General features: G+C 68.8%; 18 protein-coding genes and 3 tRNA genes. 6 read left to right on the plus strand and 15 right to left on the minus strand.

From position 1 onward, the window contains the following. Positions 1-15 precede the first annotated feature (15 nt). The 3 genes from ABD172_RS09680 to ABD172_RS09690 form a co-directional block, all read right to left on the minus strand. Positions 16-87: transfer RNA gene (locus ABD172_RS09680), tRNA-Val, on the minus strand. A gap of 81 nt (positions 88-168) precedes the next feature. Further along, positions 169-240: transfer RNA gene (locus tag ABD172_RS09685), tRNA-Val, on the minus strand. A gap of 64 nt (positions 241-304) precedes the next feature. Further along, positions 305-377: transfer RNA gene (locus ABD172_RS09690), tRNA-Gly, on the minus strand. Between the two features lie 189 nt (positions 378-566). Here ABD172_RS09690 and ABD172_RS09695 point away from each other — a divergent pair. After that, positions 567-1,088 (plus strand): TIGR02611 family protein, encoded by a 522-nt coding sequence (locus ABD172_RS09695; RefSeq protein WP_344309129.1) that lies wholly within the window; start codon positions 567-569, stop codon positions 1,086-1,088. 48 nt (positions 1,089-1,136) lie between these two features. Here ABD172_RS09695 and ABD172_RS09700 read toward each other — a convergent pair whose 3' ends face one another. From ABD172_RS09700 to hrcA, 9 genes are all read right to left on the minus strand, one after another. Next, complete coding sequence (locus ABD172_RS09700) at positions 1,137-2,033, minus strand: PPK2 family polyphosphate kinase (protein ID WP_344309131.1); 897 nt, start codon at positions 2,031-2,033, stop codon at positions 1,137-1,139. A 135-nt stretch (positions 2,034-2,168) separates the two neighbouring features. After that, positions 2,169-3,188, minus strand: a complete 1,020-nt coding sequence (gene zapE, locus ABD172_RS09705) for a cell division protein ZapE (RefSeq protein WP_344309133.1) — start codon at positions 3,186-3,188, stop codon at positions 2,169-2,171. A 76-nt stretch (positions 3,189-3,264) separates the two neighbouring features. Next, positions 3,265-4,206, minus strand: coding sequence for a GTPase Era (era, locus tag ABD172_RS09710; RefSeq protein ID WP_344309134.1), 942 nt, complete (start codon positions 4,204-4,206; stop codon positions 3,265-3,267). Then, positions 4,203-5,480 (minus strand): hemolysin family protein, encoded by a 1,278-nt coding sequence (locus ABD172_RS09715; RefSeq protein WP_344309136.1) that lies wholly within the window; start codon positions 5,478-5,480, stop codon positions 4,203-4,205. The genes era and ABD172_RS09715 overlap by 4 nt, the downstream gene beginning before the upstream one ends. Before the next feature lie 3 nt (positions 5,481-5,483). Further along, positions 5,484-5,966 (minus strand): rRNA maturation RNase YbeY, encoded by a 483-nt coding sequence (gene ybeY, locus ABD172_RS09720; protein WP_344309137.1) that lies wholly within the window; start codon positions 5,964-5,966, stop codon positions 5,484-5,486. After that, a complete protein-coding gene (locus ABD172_RS09725; RefSeq protein ID WP_425546676.1) occupies positions 5,963-7,105 on the minus strand; it encodes a PhoH family protein in 1,143 nt (380 codons plus the stop codon). Before ABD172_RS09725 ends, ybeY begins: the two co-directional genes overlap by 4 nt. Positions 7,106-7,163: 58 nt before the next feature. After that, positions 7,164-7,937 carry a 16S rRNA (uracil(1498)-N(3))-methyltransferase gene (locus ABD172_RS09730; protein WP_344309139.1) on the minus strand — a complete coding sequence of 258 codons (774 nt, stop codon included), beginning with the start codon at positions 7,935-7,937 and terminating at the stop codon, positions 7,164-7,166. Beyond that, positions 7,934-9,055 carry a molecular chaperone DnaJ gene (gene dnaJ, locus ABD172_RS09735; RefSeq protein WP_344309141.1) on the minus strand — a complete coding sequence of 374 codons (1,122 nt, stop codon included), beginning with the start codon at positions 9,053-9,055 and terminating at the stop codon, positions 7,934-7,936. The genes ABD172_RS09730 and dnaJ overlap by 4 nt, the downstream gene beginning before the upstream one ends. A gap of 129 nt (positions 9,056-9,184) precedes the next feature. After that, complete coding sequence (gene hrcA / locus ABD172_RS09740) at positions 9,185-10,201, minus strand: heat-inducible transcriptional repressor HrcA (RefSeq protein ID WP_344309143.1); 1,017 nt, start codon at positions 10,199-10,201, stop codon at positions 9,185-9,187. Positions 10,202-10,359: 158 nt separating this feature from the next. On the opposite strand from hrcA, the gene ABD172_RS09745 reads away from it, so the two are divergent. Both ABD172_RS09745 and ABD172_RS09750 read left to right on the plus strand, forming a co-directional pair. Beyond that, positions 10,360-11,229: a DUF3097 domain-containing protein gene (locus tag ABD172_RS09745; protein ID WP_344309145.1), complete on the plus strand. Its 870-nt coding sequence runs from the start codon at positions 10,360-10,362 to the stop codon at positions 11,227-11,229. Between the two features lie 387 nt (positions 11,230-11,616). Next, positions 11,617-12,441, plus strand: coding sequence for a DUF4870 domain-containing protein (locus tag ABD172_RS09750; RefSeq protein ID WP_344309147.1), 825 nt, complete (start codon positions 11,617-11,619; stop codon positions 12,439-12,441). A 258-nt stretch (positions 12,442-12,699) separates the two neighbouring features. Here the strand turns inward: ABD172_RS09750 and hemW are convergent, their stop codons facing one another. Then, positions 12,700-13,944 (minus strand): radical SAM family heme chaperone HemW, encoded by a 1,245-nt coding sequence (hemW, locus tag ABD172_RS09755; RefSeq protein WP_344309149.1) that lies wholly within the window; start codon positions 13,942-13,944, stop codon positions 12,700-12,702. A 21-nt stretch (positions 13,945-13,965) separates the two neighbouring features. Beyond that, entirely contained in the window at positions 13,966-15,834 is a 1,869-nt protein-coding gene (gene lepA / locus ABD172_RS09760) for a translation elongation factor 4 (protein ID WP_344309151.1), read from the minus strand. A gap of 67 nt (positions 15,835-15,901) precedes the next feature. On the opposite strand from lepA, the gene ABD172_RS09765 reads away from it, so the two are divergent. The 3 genes from ABD172_RS09765 to rpsT all read left to right on the plus strand — a co-directional run bounded on the left by ABD172_RS09765 (position 15,902) and on the right by rpsT (position 18,136). After that, positions 15,902-16,834: an endonuclease/exonuclease/phosphatase family protein gene (locus ABD172_RS09765; protein WP_344309153.1), complete on the plus strand. Its 933-nt coding sequence runs from the start codon at positions 15,902-15,904 to the stop codon at positions 16,832-16,834. A 100-nt stretch (positions 16,835-16,934) separates the two neighbouring features. Next, positions 16,935-17,669 (plus strand): type II toxin-antitoxin system PemK/MazF family toxin, encoded by a 735-nt coding sequence (locus ABD172_RS09770; protein WP_344309155.1) that lies wholly within the window; start codon positions 16,935-16,937, stop codon positions 17,667-17,669. A gap of 206 nt (positions 17,670-17,875) precedes the next feature. Then, complete coding sequence (rpsT, locus tag ABD172_RS09775) at positions 17,876-18,136, plus strand: 30S ribosomal protein S20 (protein ID WP_344309157.1); 261 nt, start codon at positions 17,876-17,878, stop codon at positions 18,134-18,136. Positions 18,137-19,106: 970 nt separating this feature from the next. On the opposite strand, the gene holA is transcribed toward rpsT, so the two are convergent. Next, a complete protein-coding gene (gene holA, locus ABD172_RS09780; protein ID WP_344309159.1) occupies positions 19,107-20,153 on the minus strand; it encodes a DNA polymerase III subunit delta in 1,047 nt (348 codons plus the stop codon). Between the last annotated feature and the right edge of the window lie 48 nt (positions 20,154-20,201).

Consider the following 20,201-nt stretch of genomic DNA (forward strand, 5'->3'; position numbering starts at 1 on the left):
ATATTTCATTCTCTGTGCGCGATACTGGGATCGAACCAGTGACCTCTTCCGTGTCAGGGAAGCGCGCTACCGCTGCGCCAATCGCGCTCGTCATCGAGCCGCCGTACATGACTGCACGGTCCGTGCAGAATGCTCTGCACCACCTCCAGGGCTGCCCCGTGGAGACCGTGCGCGATACTGGGATCGAACCAGTGACCTCTTCCGTGTGAAGGAAGCGCGCTACCCCTGCGCCAATCGCGCGTGAGACCCGCACCCTGAGCCCTTCCGGACTTCGGGGAAAAGTGTCTGCACTGCATGTTCTGCGAGCGGATGACGGGACTCGAACCCGCGACCCTCACCTTGGCAAGGTGATGCTCTACCAACTGAGCCACATCCGCAGAACGCCTGGACCGTGTTCCCGGCCGACCGCTTTCGCAAGCGATTCCCGGCGTTCCTCGCCGCCTCGTTTCCTCGGCAACGAGAAACAACTATATGGGAGCCCGGGCCACCCTGCCAAATCGAAACGCGGTGATCCCGTTCACACCTCTTTCAGCCGACGTTCGGGAGGGATTCCTAGACTGTTCGCCGTGAAGAACGCCCCTGTCCGGCCCGCCCCGCAGCGCCGCGGCCGCCGTACCGATCCGCACGGACGTCGCCCCGCGGGGTGGCTCTCGCGCCAACACCGGCACGGCCGGCCCTGGTGGCGACGGGTCCGCCTCGAGTACCTGCGCAAGCGTGCGGCCATCCACCGGGATCCGGTCGCCCGGCACCTCTACCGGTCGTTCATCGGGGGCCTCGGGACGATCGTTGTCGTCGCCGGGCTCGTCATGGTGCCGTTCCCCGGACCGGGCTGGGTGGTCGTGTTCCTCGGGGTCGCGATCATCGCCTCGGAGTTCGAATGGGCCCGCGGTTTGCTCCACCGGGGGCGCCGGCTCCTCTCCCGGTGGACCGCCTGGGTGCGCCGGCAGCACGCCCTCGTGAAGTTCCTGCTCGCGGCCGGCACCGGTGCCTTCGTGTGCGCCGTCGTCTGGGTGACGCTCCGGATCACCGGGATCCCGCTGTGGGTGCCGTTCCGGGACCTCGTGCCGGAGTTCCTCGGCCTCACCTGAAGCAGGAGCGCCTGACGCGGGCGCGGCCGAGGCGCCGCACACGTCGCCTCAGCGGCTCGCCTCGAGCCGGGCGAGTTCCGCCTCGGGGTCGAAGGACCCCGTCGGCCACGCGAGGTCCATTCGCTCGAGGTGATGGACGAGGATCCGGGTGATCGCCCACCGGGCGTACCACTTCCGGTCGGCCGGCACGACGTACCACGGCGCGTGGTCCTTGTGGGTCCGGTCGAGCACGTCCTGGAACGCCTCGGTGTACGCATCCCAGTTCTCGCGGTCCGCGATGTCGCTCGGCGCGAACTTCCAGTGCTTGTCCGCCCGCTCGAGTCGGTCCCGGAGACGCTCGGCCTGCTCCTCCTTCGAGATCGTGAGCATGACCTTGACGACGTCGATCCCGCTGTCGGCGAGGCTCTCCTCGAACTCGTTCACGGTGTCGTAGCGGCCCTTCCACACCTTCGGCGGGACGAGCCGGTGCATCCGGGCGGCGAGGATGTCCTCGTAGTGGGAGCGGTCGAAGACCCCGATGTGACCGTAGCGGGGCAATTCCCGGTAGATCCGCCACAGGAAGTGGTGGGACGCCTCCTCCTCGGTGGGGACCCCGAACGCCGCCACGTGGACGCCGTGGGGGCTCAGCGCACCGACGACGTGTTTGACGACCCCGCCCTTGCCCGAGGAGTCCCGGCCCTGGAGGACGAGGAGCAGCGCCTTCACGAACTTCCCGGTGCGCGCATTCGCGAACAGGCGTTCCTGGAGATCGGACAGCACCTCGTTGTCGAGGACGTGGGCGGCCCGTCCCGCGAGCTTGTCCCCCTCGAAGCCGGGCGTCGCCCGGGTGTCGACCCCGCCGAAGTCGAGCCCCTTCCGGAACCGCAGGAGGCGTGAGACCTCGGCGGGTGACGCCTGGGGGACGTTGTCGGCGAGGGGAGGGACGACGGCCGGACGGATCTCCATGTCAGCTCCGAAGATGTGAGAGGACGGTAGTGAGTAGGGACTGCATTGAGCAGGGACAGTATCGAGCAGGGGCGGTACTGAAAGGGGACGGTACCCGGATGGATACCGTCCCCTCACCATAACCAGATCACACTCTCACTGCTCGAGCCCGCTCGAGAGCGCGGTGAGGCGTGAGAGACAGCGCAGATACTTCTTCTTGTACCCACCGGCGAGCTGCTCGGCGGTGAAGACCGCGTCGAGGCGCAGCCCCGTGTTGTGGATCGCGATACTCGTGTCGTACATGCGGTCGACGAGTGCGACGAACCGCAGGGCGACCCCCTCGTTCGTGATCGTCGTGATGCCGTCCCACACCGCCACGTCGACGTCCTCGAGCAACCGCCGGTACTTCGAGGGGTGAACCTGCTGCAGGTGGTCGAGGAGAGCGGGGAAATCGTCCCGGGCGACGGTGCCGTCGAGCCCGTCGAGAACCGCCTCGATCTCCTCGACGGTCTTCGGCTCCGGCGGGGTGGGCGCACCCCGGTGCCGGTAGTCGTCGCCGTCGATCGAGATGATGTCGAACTGGTCCGACAGGGCCTGGATCTCGCGGAGGAAGTCCTGGGCGGCGAACCGACCCTGGCCGAGCGCCCCCGGGAGCGTGTTCGAGGTCGCGACGATCTTCACCCCGGCGTCGGTGAGTTCGCGCATGAGGCGCGACATCATGACGGTGTCACCGGGGTCGTCGAGCTCGAACTCGTCGATGCAGACGAGCTTCATCTCCTTGAGGGCGTCACGGGCCTTCTGGAACCCGAGCGCGCCGATGAGGTTCGTGTACTCGACGAAGGTGCCGAATGTCGCGGGCTTCGGATGCGCGTGCCACGAGGAGGCGAGGAGGTGCGTCTTGCCGACGCCGTAACCACCGTCGAGGTACACCCCCTTCGACTGTTCCTTGGACCCGCCGAAGAGCTTGCCGAGCAGCCCGGCCTTCTTCGGTGCACGGGTCGCGAAGGACTCGAGCGTGTCGCGGGCGAGCGACTGCGAGGGCTGCACCGGATCCGGCCGGTACGACGAGAAGGACACGTCCTCGAAGTGCGGCGGGGGCACGAGCGCCGTGATGAGTTCCTCCGGGGCGACCCGGGGATTCCTGTCGGTGAGGTGAACGATCTGCGGGTTGGTCACAAGGGGCAAGTCTACAAACCCCCGTGTGTCGTCCCGATCACGTGAGGGATCACGCGGGGTATCGGGCAGGGCCGGCTCACGAGAAATCGAACCCGAGACGCCCGAGCTGCTTCGGGTCCCGCTGCCAGTCCTTCGCGACCTTCACGTGGAGGTCGAGGTAGATCGGGGTCCCGAGGATCGCCTGGATCCCCTCCCTGGCCTGGGTGCCGATCTCCTTGAGCCTCGATCCGCGTTTGCCGATGATGATCGCCTTCTGGCTGGGGCGTTCGACGAAGAGGTTCACGTGCACGTCCCACAGCGGCTTGTCGGCCGGCCGGCCCTCGCGCGGGCCCATCTCCTCGACCTGAACCGCGAGCGAGTGCGGGAGTTCGTCCCTGACGCCCTCGAGCGCTGCCTCCCGGACGAGTTCGGCCACGAGCACCGCCTCGGGTTCGTCGGTGAGTTCCCCGTCCGGGTACAGCGGCGGCGACAGCGGCAGGAACCCGGCGAGCACGGAGTCGACGGTGTCGACCTGGAATCCGTCCTGGGCGGAGACCGGGACGATCTCCTTCCAGTCCCCGAGCTCCCCCGCGGCGAGCAGGCTCTCCCCCACCCGGTCGGGCTCGACGGTGTCCGTCTTCGTCACGAGGGCGACGACCGGAGTGCGACCGGCGACCGCCTGCAACTGCTCGGCGATGTAGCGGTCGCCCGGACCGATCTTCTCGTTCGCCGGTAGGCAGAAACCGATGACGTCGACCTCGGAGAGGGTCGTGGCGACGAGGTCGTTGAGGCGGGCTCCGAGGAGGGTGCGCGGACGGTGGAGCCCGGGGGTGTCCACGAGCACGGTCTGGTGGTCGGGCCGGTGCACGATGCCCCGGATCGTGTGACGGGTGGTCTGCGGTTTCGCGGAGGTGATCGCGACCTTCGCGCCCACGAGGGCGTTCGTGAGGGTGGACTTCCCGGTGTTCGGGCGTCCGACGAGGCAGGCGAAACCTGCCCGGTGGTCCTCGGGCCAGTCGGTGCGGAATTCGAAGGTCATGACGGTTTCTCGTTCTCCTGTTCGTCCCGGGACACCAGGACGTGCGTGATGCGGTGGCGGCGGCCGGAGCCCGGCAACGCCTCGATCCTCAGGCCTGCGATGACCGCAGTGGATCCGGCAATCGGAACCCGATCGATCTCCTTCGCGAGGAGGCCACCGACGGTCGTGACGTCGTCCTCCTCGATCCTCGTGTCGAAGTACTCGGCGAGATCCTGGATCTGCATGCGTGTGCTCACGCGGTACAGACCGGGTTCGAGTTCCTCGATGTCCTCATCGGACCGGTCGTGCTCGTCGTCGATCTCGCCCACGATCTCCTCGACGATGTCCTCGATCGTGATGATACCGGCGGTCCCGCCGTACTCGTCGACGACGACGGCGACGTGCGTGCTGTCGAGCTGCATCTGGCGCAGCAGGTCGTCGACCGGTTTCGTGTCCGGCACGAAGGCGACCGCCCGGGCGAGGTCCTCGACGCGGAGCCCGGCGTCCTCCGGGTGCGTGTGGAGACGACGGGCGACGTCCTTGAGGTAGAGCACACCCCGGACGTCGTCGACGTCCTCTCCGGTCACCGGCACCCGGGAGAACCCGGAACGCAGGAACAGCGTCATCGCCTTGTCGAGCGTCGTTCCCGTCCGCACCGTCACGAGGTCGGTGCGCGGCACCATGACCCGGTACGTGCGCGTGTCGCCGAACGCGAAGATGCTCTGGATCATGTCGCGTTCCTCGACCTCGATGACGTCGCTGCCCGCGGCGCGTTCGACGAGGTCCTTGAGCTGGTCCTCCGTGACGAAGGGGCCGTCCCGGTAGACCTGCGCGGGGGTGAGGAGATTACCGGCCCACACGAGGACCCGGGCGACCGGCCCGAGCGCGGTGCGCAGCCCGGAGACGAGCGGGCCGAGGGCGAGCGACACGACGAGCGCGCGGCGGCGGCCGATCGTCCGCGGTGACACGCCTGTGAGGACGAACACCGCGATCGCCGCGGTGACCACGGAACACACGACCATCTGCCAGCTCGCGTCGAACACGCGGTCGTAGGCGATCGCGATGAAGACCGTGGCCGCCGCCTCGAAGAAGAGGCGGACGAACACGAGGACGTTCACATGGGTGGGCAAGTCGTGGAGGATCCGCCACACGGCGTCCGCGCCGCGCCGTCCGTCCTCGCGTTCCTCCTCCACATGATGGTGGGACACGGCGGCGAGAGCGGAGTCGGCGGCGCTCAGCACGCCGGAAACGAGGAGGCAGAGGAAGGCAGCGAGGAAGTACCAGAGAACGAGCACGGGTCAGTCCTCGGTCGGTTCGGGGATCGAGGTGCGCCCCGGTTCCCGGTCCGCGAACCACGTGAGGAGGAGATGGCGCTGGAGGCCGAACATCTCCTCCTTCTCCGCCGGTTCCGCGTGGTCGTACCCCATGAGGTGGAGCATGCCGTGGGTGGTGAGGAGGAGGATCTCGTCCATCATCGAGTGACCGGCGGCGCGGGCCTGTTCCTGGGCGACCCCCGGGCAGATGACGATGTCACCGAGGATCCCTTCGGCCTCCTCGTCGCCGGGGCTGAGCTCGTCCATCGGGAAGGACATGACATCGGTCGGTCCCGGGAGATTCATCCACTCGACGTGGAGTTCGCTCATCGCCTCCTCGTCGCAGAACCGCACATACACCTCCACAGCGGGGTTGAGGTGCATCTTCGCCACGATGTGGGCGACGAGGTCCTCGACCTGGGCGAGGTCGATCCGGGCCTCGGTCTCGTTGCCGATCTCGATCGTCATTCCGTGTCCTCGTGTTCGTTCGCGTGACCGCCCCCGGCGGAGTCCCCCGGGGCCGAGGTGCGGGTCCGTCCCACACCCTTCTGGCGTCTCGGGCCACCGGCCGGGTTCCGCCCGCCGCGCCGGGGCGCCGGCGCCGTGTCCTCGGCGGCCGCCCAGAGATCGTAGGCCTCGACGATGCGGGAGACGAGCGCGTGCCGCACGACGTCCTTGCTGCCGAGGCGGCAGAACGCGACGTCGTCGACACCGTCGAGGATGTCCTGGACGACGAGGAGCCCGCTGCGGGTCGAGCCCGGCAGGTCGACCTGCGAGGTGTCCCCCGTGACGACCATCCGCGAACCGAACCCGAGGCGGGTGAGGAACATCTTCATCTGTTCCGGGGTCGTGTTCTGCGCCTCGTCGAGGATGACGAAGGCGTCGTTGAGGGTCCGACCGCGCATGTACGCCAGCGGAGCGACCTCGATCGTCCCGGAGTCGAGGAGCATCGTGATGCGTTCGGGCTCGACCATGTCGTGGAGGGCGTCGTACAACGGACGGACGTACGGGTCGATCTTCTCGGTGAGGGAACCGGGGAGGAATCCGAGGCTCTCCCCCGCCTCGACGGCCGGCCGGGTGAGGACGATCCGGGACACCTCCTTGCGCTGCAGGGCGTTCACCGCCATCGCCATCGCGAGGTAGGTCTTGCCGGTACCGGCGGGGCCCAGTCCGAAGGTGATCGTGTGCGCGCGGATGGCGCGCACGTACTCGTGCTGCCCGAAGGTCTTCGGACGCACGGTGCGCCCGCGGGTCGAGAGGATGTTCTGCGTGAGGACGGCCGAGGGGGTGCCTTCCGGGGTCTCCATCGTGTGGACCCGCCGGACGGTGTCCGGATCGACCGCGTGGCCGGCCGCGACGAGCTTCTTGAGTTCACCGACGGTCGTCACGAGGGAGGCGACGGACTCCTCGGGGCCGGTGATCGTGATGTCCCGCTCGCGGACGTGGATCGTCACCTGCGGGACGAGGGACTCGAGTGCGCGGAGGTTGGCCTCGGCCGGGCCGAACAGGGCGACGACGTCGATGGTCTCGGGGACCGCGAGGCGCACCGTGGTGGCCGTGGTCGCGGGACTCGCGGAGCGCGTGGTGTCCAGAGGAGAACCTTTCACAAGGGGTGGGAACGTCGCCGGAGCGGCGATTTCGGGTGTCCCTCCATGGTAGGCGAGATCATGCCCACCGACCGAGGAGCGTCTGCACGAGCGCGAGGCCGACGGGACCGGCCGAGGACGCCCGCAGCACGGTGGGGCCCAGCCGCACGATCCGGGCACCGGCCGCGGTGAAGGCCGCGACCTCCGCCTCCGTGATCCCGCCCTCGGGGCCGACCACGAGCACGATGCGTTCGGTGCCCTCCGGCACGTCCGCGAGTGCGGTGGGGACGGGCACGCTCGCCTCCTCGTGGAGGACGAGCACGAGATCACCCGGGCCGAAGCCCTTCGCGGCCCGGTCGCCACGCACGAGCGCGTGCAGCGCGGGCACGTGCACCCGGCGGGCCTGCAGCGCAGCGGCGCGCAGGGTGTTCTCCCACTTCGCGGCCATCTTCCCGGCCTTCTTCGCCGGCCAGTCGGCGATCGAGCGTTGGGCGGCCCACGGGATCACGGCGTCGACGCCCACCTCGGTCGCCGCCTCGATCGCCTGGAGGTCGCGGTCCTGTTTGGCGAGGGCCTGGAGGAGAACGAGGGAGGGAGTGGCCACGGGCTCCTGCGTCACCGCGGTGACGGTGAGGACGAGGGAGTCCGGGGCGGCCGCCGTGAGCGTCCCGCGGACCCGCAGGCCCGCACCGTCGGTGACGTCGAGGTCCTCCCCCACCGCCATCCGGCGGACCTTCACCGCATGCGAGGCGACCTCGGCACCGAGCGCGAGCGCGGTCCCGGCGGACGGGGCCGGTGTGCCGTCGGCGGTCCGCGCGACGAGCTCGGGGGCGAGGAAGACCGGGAGGGTCATCGACCCGCGAACTTCTCGCGCAACCGGCTGAACGGGTTCCGGTGGTGGGTCTGCTCGCTCACGGTCGCGGTCGGTTCGGACTCCCCGCGGGCGGCCGCGAGCTGTTCGAGGATCTCGCGCTGCGCGGCGTCGAGCCCGGTCGGGGTCTGCACGAGGACCGTCACGAGGAGGTCGCCGCGGCTGTCACGGCGCAGGCGTTTCGCGCCGAGCCCCACGAGCTTCTTCTCCGTGCCGGACTGCGTGCCCGGTTCGATCTCGATGTCCTGGGGACCGTCGAAGGTCTCGAGCGGGACGGTGGCGCCGAGGGCCGCGGCGGTCATGGGCACCGTGATCGTCGCGCGCAGGTGGTCGCCGTCACGGGTGAACACCGGGTCGCGGGCGACGGAGATCTCGATGAAGAGGTCACCGGCGGGGCCGCCCCCACGTCCGACCTCGCCCTGCCCGGCGAGCTGGATGCGGGTGCCGTCGGAGACACCGGCCGGGATCCGGACGGTGAGTGTCTTCTCGACGCGCACCCGTCCCTCGCCGTGGCAGTTGTTGCAGGGGTCCGGGATCGTGGTGCCGAAGCCACCGCAGTTCGAGCAGGTCTGGTTCGTCACCATCTGCCCGAGGAGGGTGCGGGTCATCTGCTGGACGGAGCCGGCACCGCCGCACAGGGAACAGGTCTGGACCGTGGTACCCGGCCGGGTGCCCTCGCCGTGGCAGGTGTCGCAGGTCTCCGCGGTGACGACGTCGAGGTCGGCCTTCCCACCGAACGCCGCGGTCTCGAGGCTGATCTCGACGTCGAGGAGTGCGTCCTTGCCGCGCTGCCTGCGGGATGCCGGCTGCGGACGTCCTCCGCCCATGCCGCCGCCGAAGAAGGTCTCGAAGAGGTCGGAGAAACCGCCGAAGCCCTGGGCACCGCCGGCCTGGCCGTACTCGCCACCGCCGTTGTCGTAGTTCCGGCGCTTGACCTCGTCGGAGAGCACCTCGTACGCGACCGAGACCTGCTTGAACTCGTCCTCGTGCCCGGGGTTGACGTCCGGGTGGAGTTTGCGCGCGAGTTTGCGGTAGGCCTTCTTGATCTCGTCGGCACTGGCGTCACGGGAGACACCCAGCGTCTCGTAATGGTTGCTCACAGTCACCCTTCGTGGAGTCGTGCGTGGTGGCCCGGGGAGGTGTCCTCGGGTGGGGGTTCGGTGTTCGGGGTTCGGTGTTCGGGGTTCGGTCGGTGGTCCGGGTCCGGTCGGGGGTGTGTCCCGGAACCCTCATCCGCGCTCGGAGAGGATCACGGAGACGTACTTCGCGACGGCTCGCACCGCCGCGATCGTCGTGGGGTAGTCCATCCGCGTGGGGCCGAGCACCGCCAGACGCGCCGCCGCGCTCTCCCCACCGTAGTGCGCGGACACCACGGATGTCGTCGAGAAGGACTCGTGGGGGTTCTCACGTCCGATGCTCACGGAGACCCGGTCCGTATCGCTCGCCATCGACGTGAGGAGCTTGAGGAGCACGACCTGTTCCTCGAACGCCTCGAGGAGCGGGCCGATCTGTGAGCCGAACTCGACCCCGGACCGGGCGAGGTTCGCGGTGCCGGCCATGAGGAGGCGTTCCTGCCGGTTGCTCTTCGCGAGGTCGACGAGCACCTGCGCGATCGCCTGCGCGGGAGCGCGGAGGGCGGTCGGCACCTCGACGCCGGAGGTGGCCTCCGCGACCGCGTCGAGGCGCACCCGGTCGAGCGCGCTGTTGAAGGTGTCCCGCAGGCGGGCGGTCTCCTCCTTGTCGAGGGTGCGTCCGAGGTCGACGATCCGCTGTTCCACCTGGCCGGTGTCCGAGATGAGGACGACGAGGAGCCGGGCCGGTCCGAGACTCACGAACTCGACATGGCGCACCCGGGCACGCGTCGCCACCGGGTACTGGACGACCGCGACCTGGTGGGTGAGCTGGGCGAGGAGTCGGACGGTCCGGTCGAGCATGTCGTCGATGTCGACGGGATGCTCGATGATCCGGGCGATCGCCCGCCGCTCGGCGTTCGACAGCGGCCGCACGTCGTCGAGCCAGTCGACGAACCGACGGTAGCCCTTGTCCGTCGGGATGCGTCCGGCGGAGGTGTGCGGCTGCGCGATGAGCCCCTCGCGTTCGAGTTCGGCCATGTCGTTGCGGATCGTCGCGGAGGACACACCGAGGCGGTGGCGGTCGACGAGTGCCTTCGAGCCGACGGGCTCGTTGGTCGAGACGTAGTCCTCGACGATCGCACGCAGTACGCGCGCCTTCCGTTCGTCGTTCACGGTCCACCTCCGGTCGCTCCACCCGCAGGCGGCGGTCGTTGTCGCATGTCCTCCGACGGCCCGCACGCCTGGCACTCTCGTCGATCGAGTGCCAATTCTACGCCGGGGCCGCGTGTCACCCAAACCTCCGGGGGCGCCGCCGGTCTAGGCTCGCCCGGGTGAACTACCAGGATCCCTACGGCCGGGACGTGCTCGCCGGCCGCTCCCCGAAGGCACACCGCAGGCCCACGTCCACCGAGGTCGAGGCGCGCCGCGGTCTCGTCCTCGAGCACCATGCCACGGGGTTCGTCGGCGAGGTCCTCCGGCTCGAGAAGGCCCCCGGCGGCGTGGCGATGATCCTCGAGGACCGCCTCGGCCGGGCCCGTTCCTTCCCGCTCGGCGGCGGATACCTCATCGACGGGAAACCGGTACGCCTCGTCCGTCCGACCCCGCAGCAGCCGGCGACGGCACGGTGTCCCGGCCGGACCGCCTCGGGCTCCGTCGCCGTCCCCGGGGCGAAGGCACGAGTGGCCCGCGGTTCCCGGATCTGGGTCGAGGGCAAGCACGATGCGGAACTCGTCGAGAAGATCTGGGGTGATGACCTGCGGATCGAGGGCATCGTCGTCGAACCGCTCGGCGGACTCGACGACCTCGTACCGCAGCTCGAGGAGTTCGGGCCGGACGCGGACCACCGGGTCGGGGTGCTCGCCGACCACCTCGTGTCCGGGACGAAGGAGACGCGGATCGCACAGCAGGCGACACAGGATCCGCGTTTCCGTGGTCACGTCCACGTCATCGGCCACCCCTATGTCGACATCTGGCAGGCGGTCCGGCCCTCCGTCGTCGGTATCGCCGCGTGGCCCGAGGTGCCCCGCGGAGAGGACTGGAAGACCGGGGTGCTACGGCGCATCGGATGGCCGGCACGGGACCATCGCGACGTCGCTGCGGCATGGGCACGCATCCTCCGGAGCGTCAGGACGATCGCCGACGTCGAGCCGACCCTCTCCGGTCGGGTCGAGGAGCTCATCGACTTCGTCACCGTGGGGTGAACCGCATTCGTTTCGGTGTCACCTCGTGTTTCGGTGCCACCTCGTGTTTCGGTATCGCCGCGAATTGCACGCACCGTCCCGAGTTACCGGCAATTCGACCGCGATTCTGCGCACAATCCGGGACGGTGATTCGAACTCGGCACGAGTCCGGACGCGGCACCGCTGTCAGTAGGAGAGACCCCGAGGCGCCGCGCCCCGGGGAGGTACGGGCGACGCGAGATACGCCGCGGTTCCGATTCTGCGACCGGACCCGGCAGGTGCCGTTCAGGTCGGTCGACTAGCGTGGTGGACGAGTGGTGCGCGGAAAGCGAGCTGCCGTCGCGACGGGCGACCGTCGGTGCCGGCGACCGATCACCGGCACCGGACGACCACGTGGAAGGACATCCCATGTCACAGACTCCCCAGGACCCCCAGCAGGGCTACGGCAGCGGGCAGGGCTACGGCAGTGGCCCCGGCCGCCCGATGCCCCCGACCTACGGCACGCAGCAGCCCGGACAGCCCGGCGGCCCGTACGGTTCGCAGGGCCGGAATGCTTCGCAGGGCCAGAACTCCTCGCAGGGCCCGTATGCTCAGGGCCAGTACGGCTCGCAGCCCCGGTCCTACGGATCCCAGCCGCAGCAGGGAGCCCAGCAGTACGGTTCCCAGGGTCAGTACGGTTCCCAGCCGCAGTCCTACGGATCACCGCAGTCCGGCCGACCGTACGCCCAGCAGGCACAGTATGCCCAGCAGGGTCACGGCCAGCAAGCGCAGTACGCGCAGGCCGGATACGCGCAGGCCGGGTACGCGCAGGCCGGGTACGGCGTTCCCGCCGGTCCCGCGACGACACTTCCCGCCCAGGCGTTCGGACCTGGCTCCGAAGCGTACTGGCGTGCGAGCGAATCCGACCGTCAGGCAGCGATGTGGACTCACATCGGCGCGATCTTCATCGGCTGGCTCATGCCGCTCATCATGTTTCTCATGAAGAAGGACGAGTCGCCGTTCGTGCGTGAGCACGCCCGCCAGGCACTCAACTGCACGATCATCATGTCGATCGTCTCCTACGGAATCGCGATCGTGAGCATGATCCTCATGTTCGTCCTCATTGGGATGATCACGGTGTGGCTCGCCTTCGTCCCGGCCGTCGTACTGCTCGTGTTCCTCATCCAGGCCGCGATCGCCGCGAGCAACGGCCAGGGCTACCTCTTCAAGTTCACCCCGAACTGGGTGAAGTGAGGCCCTGAACGGCGCTCTCACTCTCCGGAGGCCTCTCCGGCAGCACTCCAGGGCTCCGGCAGCACTGTCGCAGGAACTCAGAAGCCCCGACTCCCTCCGAGGAGCCGGGGCTTCCGGCGTTCTCGCTCGCGCGGCCCGGACGACCGGAATGACCACGGTTTCGCCGTGGGAAATCGAATCGCCTTCCCTTTCGCGAGGTGCAAACCGATTCGGTTCCTCTCAGCAGAACCGTTGGCCTCTCACAGTCCGGAGCGCGACTCAGGCGATGAGATCGGTGAGGCGGCGGACCATGTGGTCCGCGAGGAGGCGGCCGGAGAGGGTGGGTTCGAACCATCCGGCGGCCAGCGCCTCGGGGTCGAGGAGGCCGTCACCGGCGAACTCCGCGAGGAGAGCGCCGCTGCCGGCCGGCAGGCTGTCCGTCCGGAGTTCGTGGGTGATGCGCGCGGCGAGCATGATCCGTTCGATCTCCTGCGTCGGCACGTCGAGCACCTCGCGGCCGACCGCCGGTGAATGTCCCGCCGTGAGACGGTCGGACCAGGCCCGCGGATGCTTCGCGTTCCAGAAGCGCACTCCGCCGATGTGCGAATGGGCTCCGGGACCGTACCCCCACCAGTCCGCATTGCGCCAGTAGGCCATGTTGTGGGCGCACCGGGTGTCCTCCGATCGCGACCAATTGCTCACCTCGTACCAGCGGTATCCGGCGCCGGCCAGGAGTTCGTCTACGAGTTCGTACTTGTCGGCGAGGTCGTCCTCGTCGGGCATCGGGAGTTCACCACGGCGAACCTGCACCCCCATCCTCGTACCGGGTTCGACGATGAGGGAATACGCGGACACGTGGTCCGGCGCGCAGGCGAGAGCGGCCTCGACGGAGGTGCGCCAGTCCTCGAGGGACTCCCCCGGAGTGCCGTAGATGAGGTCGAGGCTCACCTGGAGGCCCGCATCCTTCACCCAGGAGACGACCTCGGGGATCCGGGAGGCCTCGTGGGTGCGGTCGAGGGTCCGCAGCACGTGCGGGACCGCGGACTGCATGCCGAGGGAGATCCGGGTGAACCCGGCGTCCGCGAGTGTCCGGAGGTACTCCGGGCTCAGGGTGTCGGGGTTCGCTTCGGTGGTGACCTCCGCGCCGGCAGCGAGCGTGAAGCGGGCGCGGATGTCGCGGAGGACACCGGCGAGAACGTCCGCGGACAGGAGCGTCGGGGTGCCCCCGCCGAAGAAGATCGTCGAGACCTCGCGTCCCCCGGGTCCCGCGCCGGCTCCGGACTCCTCGAGCACGCGGAGACTCAGATCGAGCTCCCGGGCGAGGTTCTCACTGTAGTCCGCACGGTTCGCACCCGGTCCGAGCTCCTCGGCCGTGTACGTGTTGAAGTCGCAGTAACCGCACCGCACCCGGCAGTACGGGACGTGCACGTAAAGGCTCAGGGTCCGGTCGGCAGCACCCTCCCCCACGGAGAGGGGCAGCCGACCGTCGAGCGGTGGGGTCTCACCCTCGGGTTGTGCCGGCACCGTGGCCACCCTCCTGCGTGCTCACTTCTTCGCGGTCTTCTCCGCGACCGCGTCATCGGAGGACAGAGCGGCGATGAAGGCGTCCTGGGGAACCTCGACGCGGCCCACCATCTTCATGCGCTTCTTGCCCTCCTTCTGCTTCTCGAGGAGCTTGCGCTTACGGCTGATGTCGCCGCCGTAGCACTTCGAGAGGACGTCCTTGCGGATCGCCCGGATGGTCTCACGGGCGATGATGCGTGAACCGACGGCCGCCTGGATCGGCACCTCGAACTGCTGACGCGGGATGAGCTTGCGCAGCTTGCCCGCCATCGACACCCCGTAGGAGTACGCCTGGTCCTTGTGGACGATCGCCGAGAACGCATCCACCTGGTCGCCGTGGAGGAGGATGTCGACCTTGACGAGATCCGCGGCGTCCTCGCCGTCGTTGTCGTAGTCGAGCGAGGCGTAGCCCTTGGTACGCGACTTGAGCTGGTCGAAGAAGTCGAAGACGATCTCCGCGAGCGGCATCCGATAGCGGATCTCGACGCGGTCCTCGGACAGGTAGTCCATGCCCTGCATCTGCCCGCGCTTCTGCTGACAGAGCTCCATGATCGCGCCGATGAACTCGCTCGGGGCGAGGATCGTCGTGCGCACCATCGGCTCACGCACCTCACGGATCTTGCCCTCGGGGTACTCCGACGGGTTCGTCACCTCGTACTCGGTTCCGTCCTCCATCGTCACGTGGTAGATCACGGACGGGGCGGTCGCGATGAGGTCGAGGTCGAACTCGCGTTCGAGGCGTTCACGGATGATCTCGAGGTGGAGCAGCCCGAGGAACCCACAGCGGTAACCGAACCCGAGGGCCGTCGAGGTCTCCGGTTCGTAGGTGAGCGCTGCGTCGTTGAGCTTGAGCTTGTCGAGTGCGTCGCGGAGGTTCGGGTAGTCGGAACCGTCGATCGGGAAGAGGCCGGAGAAGACCATCGGTTTGGGATCGCGGTAACCGCCGAGTGCCTCGGAGGCGGGCTTGCGGGCCGTGGTGACGGTGTCACCGACCTTCGACTGCCGGACGTCCTTGACGCCGGTGATGAGATAACCGACCTCCCCGGGGCCGAGGCCCTTCGAGGGAGCGGGCTCGGGCGAGGACACGCCGATCTCGAGGAGGTCGTGGTGAGCACCCGTGGAGATCATCTGGATGCGCTCGCGCGGATTCAGCTGCCCGTCGACGACGCGGACGTACGTGACGACACCGCGGTAGGTGTCGTACACGGAGTCGAAGATCATCGCGCGGGTGGGCGCCGTGGGATCGCCGACGGGAGCGGGCAGGTCACGGACGATACGATCGAGGACCGCCTCGACGCCCTCACCGGTCTTGCCGGAGACCCGGAGGACGTCGTCGGGCTCGCACCCGATGAGGTTCGCGAGCTCCTCCGCGTACTTCTCCGGCTGGGCGGCCGGGAGGTCGATCTTGTTGAGCACCGGGATGATCTCGAGACCGTTCTCGAGAGCGAGGTAGAGGTTCGCGAGCGTCTGCGCCTCGATACCCTGCGCGGCATCGACGAGGAGGAGCGTGCCCTCGCACGCGGCGAGGGACCGGGAGACCTCGTACGTGAAGTCGACGTGGCCGGGGGTGTCGATCATGTTGAGCGCGTAGGGGGTGCCGTCGAGCTCCCAGGGCATGCGCACCGCCTGGGACTTGATCGTGATGCCGCGTTCGCGTTCGATGTCCATCCGGTCGAGGTACTGCGCGCGCATGTCGCGGGGCTGCACGACGCCGGTCACCTGGAGCATCCGGTCGGCGAGGGTCGACTTCCCGTGGTCGATGTGCGCGATGATGCAGAAGTTCCGGATGAGTTCCGGAGCCGTGCTCGCGACAGCGATCCTGGAGGCGTTGGCCGCACTGACCTGAGGCATAGAAGTGGTGTCCCTTTCGTTCCCGGTGCAGTGGTCCATTGTCGCACGAGGTCATTAGGATCGAAGAATGGACGCAGGCCCCTCGGTTCCTCCTCCTGCCACCGGCTCCGCGCCCGAGTCGGGCGCCCTTCCGGGTGTGCCCGCCCGGCTCGTGCCGCACGGTCGGGAGCTCGGCGTCATGTCCTTCAACCTCCGCTATCCGGCGCTCGACCGGAACCCCTGGCCGAGGCGCCTGCCGGTCGCCCGTCGGCTGCTCACCGCAGCGGCCCCGCACCTCGTGGGCACCCAGGAGGGCACGGTCGATCAGCTCACCGCTCTCGTGGACGGCCTGCCGGACCGATACGCGTGGGTGGGCGAGGGTCGCGACGGGGGCGACCGCGGCGAGTTCACCGCGATCCTCTACGACCGCGAACGGATCGAGGTCGAGTCGACGGGTACCCGGTGGCTCTCCACCCGCCCGGACGTCGCCGGTTCCGTCGCCTGGGGTGCCCGGCATCCCCGGACCGTCACGTGGATCGACGCGACCGACCTCCGCACCGGTACGCACCTGCGGTTCCTCAACTGCCATCTCGACCACCGTTCGCACGAGGCCCGGCAGCACTCGGCACGGATCCTGCTCGAACTCGCGGCGGAAGCGGGTGGGAGCCCGGGTGGAGGGTCTGCCGGAGCCGACGGGGACAACAACCGTTCGCCGCGGGCCGTGATCCTCACCGGGGACTTCAACGTCGACCAGCGTTCGGACGTCCACGCCCTGCTCACGACCTCGCCCTGGTTCGACGACGCGGTCGCCGGCGCCCCGGGGCCCGATGCCCGTATCAACACCTTCCACGGGTACCGGGGTCCGCGCGAGGAGGACCGGCGGATCGACTGGATCCTCCACTCCCCCGCGTACCGTCCGCGTACCACCGGCGTCCTCACCCACGGGCGGGGCCACCAGTACCCCTCCGACCACTTTCCCGTGCAGGCGGTCCTCGTACGGGTGCCGGACCCGAACGGCTGAGCGGGCACGCCCGGCACGGCTGAGCGGGCACGCCCGGCACGGCCCGCACCGCACGGGCCGGGTTCGGGCCGAGGACGGCGCCGACGGTACTGTGAACCCCATGGCTTGGAAGGATGTGGCGCGCACTGCGCTCAACCGCGGTGCACGCGCGGGAGTTTCGTTCATCGGCAGGAAGTTGCGGGAGCCGCAGACACGACAGGCGATCGCGGACCTCGTCGGCGGCAAGGAACCGACGCAGGTTCTCAAGGAGATGCGGAAGCCACAGGCTTCCGGAGGGGACTCCCCCGCTCCCGAGGCGCCTTCCGGGGATGCCGGGCGCGGCGCCTCGGGCACCCGATCCGGGTCGAACACCCGGTCGGAGGAGTACGGTGGCGCCCGCCCGGCTCCGCGCAGCGGACCGAAGCAGGGATTCCCGCACCGCCCGAAGACCGGGTATCCCGGCGACTACACGGGTCCGATCAAGCCGCTCTACGCACCCGACCTCGACGGTGAGCCCGACCCCGGCGAGATCGTCTGGGGCTGGGTCCCGTACGAGGAGGACCACTCGCAGGGCAAGGACCGCCCGGTGCTCGTCATCGGCCGGGACGGCCACTGGCTGCTGTGCCTCATGCTCACGAGCAAGGACAACGTCGACGGTGGTGTCGGCACCGTGCGCGAGGACGAGCACGCGACGTACGTGAACATCGGGAGCGGTGATTGGGACTCGAAGGGCCGGCCCTCGGAGATCCGACTCGACCGCGTCATCAGGATCGAGGACGCCGCAGTCCGCCGGGAGGGAGCGATCCTGCCGATGGACCTCTTCTCCACGGTGGTCGCCAACGTCACAACGGAGTGAGGCTCCGGGGCCGGCGCCGGTTCGGTTCCGGGACCGGGTGCCGTGTAGAATCGGTACTCGTGTGTTCGCCACGGAGTGTGTCTCTCCTGGTCGGGTGAGCACACAGCCGGGAGGCGGGCCGAACCGTGTTTCCCCGCGGTGAGGCAGAAGGCCCTTCGGTTGCCCTCACGACCGATCGACAATGACGAACACGAAAGAGTGTTGAAATGGCAAACATCAAGTCCCAGATGAAGCGGATCCGCACGGCCGAGAAGGCTCGCCTGCGCAACAAGTCCGTGCGTTCCGAGGTCCGTTCGGCCATCCGCTCCGTGCGTGAGCTGGCTGCTGCCGGGAACGCCGAGGCTGCACAGGACGCGCTCAAGGTTGCCTCGCGCAAGCTCGACAAGGCCGTGTCCAAGGGTGTGCTGCACAAGAACAACGCAGCCAACCGCAAGTCGAAGCTTGCCAAGCTCGTCGGCAAGATCTGAGTGATCTGACGCGAGCACCGTCACCACCGGCCGGCCCCGAGCCCTCTACTCGGGAACGCGGTCGGGAAGGACGGGAGATGTGAGGCCGGGAACCCGCACGGGGTCCCGGCCTTCGTCGTACCTCTGTCCGTCTGCGGGTGAAAGGCCGAAATGTGTGTACCGCCCGGGTGTGTCACCGTCGTCGCCCGCCCCGGCCGGCTCCCGTGGCTCGTCTTCCCGACCGGATTCCGCATCGTTCCCCCATGTGAGCGGCGGAGGGAATCAGCTGCGCACTTTCGCACGATTCCGGGATCAGGTGCGCACTCCGGCACGATTTCAGGCGGCTGGATCGTGCCAGAGTGCACACGTAACTGCGGGATAGTGCACCCGGCGGCCCCGGTCCGGCCTGTCTTCGGGGATCCTCGCCCCGGGATGAGCCGGTCCGTGCAGCGAGATCACGATCGGCTGCGACTGTGCTGCTCGGATCGCGATCGACTGAGCGACCTCGCGGAAACCCCACCATCGATCGCGATCCGACCAGCGGCAACCGCACCCGATTGCGACCAGAGGTGGTCGAAGCAGCGTCGAGCCGTCGACGCCGCTGCCGTGATGCACAGTCGGGGTCCGGGCGTACCCCGTCGGAACCGCGGGAGTTCCGGTGGTGCGAGGGACTACGTCCGGCGCGGCGGCACGGACATCATGGTGGGGCTCATCATGGCGGGGGCGATGTCGAGGATCTGGCACCGAACATGCTGACAGGGCATGTTCGGGCGGGTTCTGCCCTACGAGCTACTGGGCAAGAGGCCTGTCTCGTACACACATTTTTTCGCCTTTAACCCCCGCCTGCGGAGTGCCGGCCGACACACGTACGCGCAACCGACACGTGTGGATCGCGGGCAGTGCTTGTCGGGACAGGCAGTGCTTGTCGGGACGTGCAGTGCTTGTCAGTGCCGTCAATGGTTGTCGGTCGGCCGACGGGAGACAGCAGCGGTCAGCGGGTGCGGGCCGCGCGGGCGACGGCGGTGACGAGGCGTTCGACCGCGTAGACCGGGTCACGGCCACCACCCTTGACGGCCTCGTCGGCGTCCGCGACGTCGAGGATCGCCCGGCCGAGTGCCACGTCGTTCCACGACCGCAGATCACGGCGGGCCCGATCGACCTGCCACGGCGCGATCCTGAGTTCCGAGGCGACCTGGGCGGGACTGCCCCCGATGCCCTGGACGCGCGCCATCGTCCGCAGTTTCCCCGCGATCGCCGCGACGATCGGCACCGGATCCGTGCCCGTGGAGATCGCGTGGCGCAACAGGGTGAGGGCCTCGGAGACCCGGCCGGCGACCGCGGCGTCCGCGACCTTGAAACCCGTGGCCTCCACCCGTCCGCCGTAGTACTGGTCGACGAGTGCCTCGGTGATGACCCCCTCGGTGTCCTGGAGCAGCTGGTCGACTCCGGCCGCGAGCTCGGAGAGGTCCGCTCCGAGCGCGGCCATGAGCGCGTCGAGAGCGGCCGGCTCGATCCGGCGTTCGGCCCGGTCGAACTCCTCCTGCGCGAACTTCTGCTTGTCGGCTTCGCTCTTCATCACCTGTGCGTCGATACGCGGATGACCGGCGGCCTCGATCGCCTTGAGGAGCTTCGCACCCCGATTGCCCCCGGAATGCTTGAGGACGAGGACGACGTCCGGGTTCACGTCCTCGAGGTACGCGAGTGCCTCCTTGAGGAAGTCCTCCGAGCACTGCGCGACGCCGTCGACGAGGACGAGTTTCGCGGAGGAGAAGAGACTGGGTGCGGTCGCCATCGACAGTGCTCCCGCGTCGTAACGGGCGGCGTCGAGACGGACGACCTCGAGGTCCGGGTTCTTCCGTGCCGCCTGCACGATCCGGTCCTGCGCCTTGCGCACGAGGACGGACTCGTTCCCGGAGATGAGGACGACCGGGGCCGGTTTCGCCCGGTGCCAGGGGACGAGGGACTTCTTCGCACTGCCCTTCGCCGCACCCTTCGCGGTGCTGCCGCCTCTCGACCTCGAACTCGTTCGCGTTGCCACCCCTCCAGCCTAGTCGCACGGACGGACACACGATCCCGGGCACCCAAG

This window comes from Brevibacterium samyangense, assembly GCF_039529845.1.
Taxonomy (GTDB): domain Bacteria; phylum Actinomycetota; class Actinomycetes; order Actinomycetales; family Brevibacteriaceae; genus Brevibacterium; species Brevibacterium samyangense.

Coding starts and splice junctions, on each gene's coding strand:
- ABD172_RS09700 (WP_344309131.1), bottom strand. CDS start 2,033: ATGGAGATCCGTCCGGCCGTCGTCCCTCCCCTCGCCGACAACGTCCCC.
- ABD172_RS09730 (WP_344309139.1), bottom strand. CDS start 7,937: ATGACCCTCCCGGTCTTCCTCGCCCCCGAGCTCGTCGCGCGGACCGCC.
- rpsT (WP_344309157.1), top strand. CDS start 17,876: ATGGCAAACATCAAGTCCCAGATGAAGCGGATCCGCACGGCCGAGAAG.
- lepA (WP_344309151.1), bottom strand. CDS start 15,834: ATGCCTCAGGTCAGTGCGGCCAACGCCTCCAGGATCGCTGTCGCGAGC.
- ybeY (WP_344309137.1), bottom strand. CDS start 5,966: ATGACGATCGAGATCGGCAACGAGACCGAGGCCCGGATCGACCTCGCC.
- era (WP_344309134.1), bottom strand. CDS start 4,206: ATGACCTTCGAATTCCGCACCGACTGGCCCGAGGACCACCGGGCAGGT.
- ABD172_RS09765 (WP_344309153.1), top strand. CDS start 15,902: ATGGACGCAGGCCCCTCGGTTCCTCCTCCTGCCACCGGCTCCGCGCCC.
- ABD172_RS09770 (WP_344309155.1), top strand. CDS start 16,935: ATGGCTTGGAAGGATGTGGCGCGCACTGCGCTCAACCGCGGTGCACGC.
- ABD172_RS09750 (WP_344309147.1), top strand. CDS start 11,617: ATGTCACAGACTCCCCAGGACCCCCAGCAGGGCTACGGCAGCGGGCAG.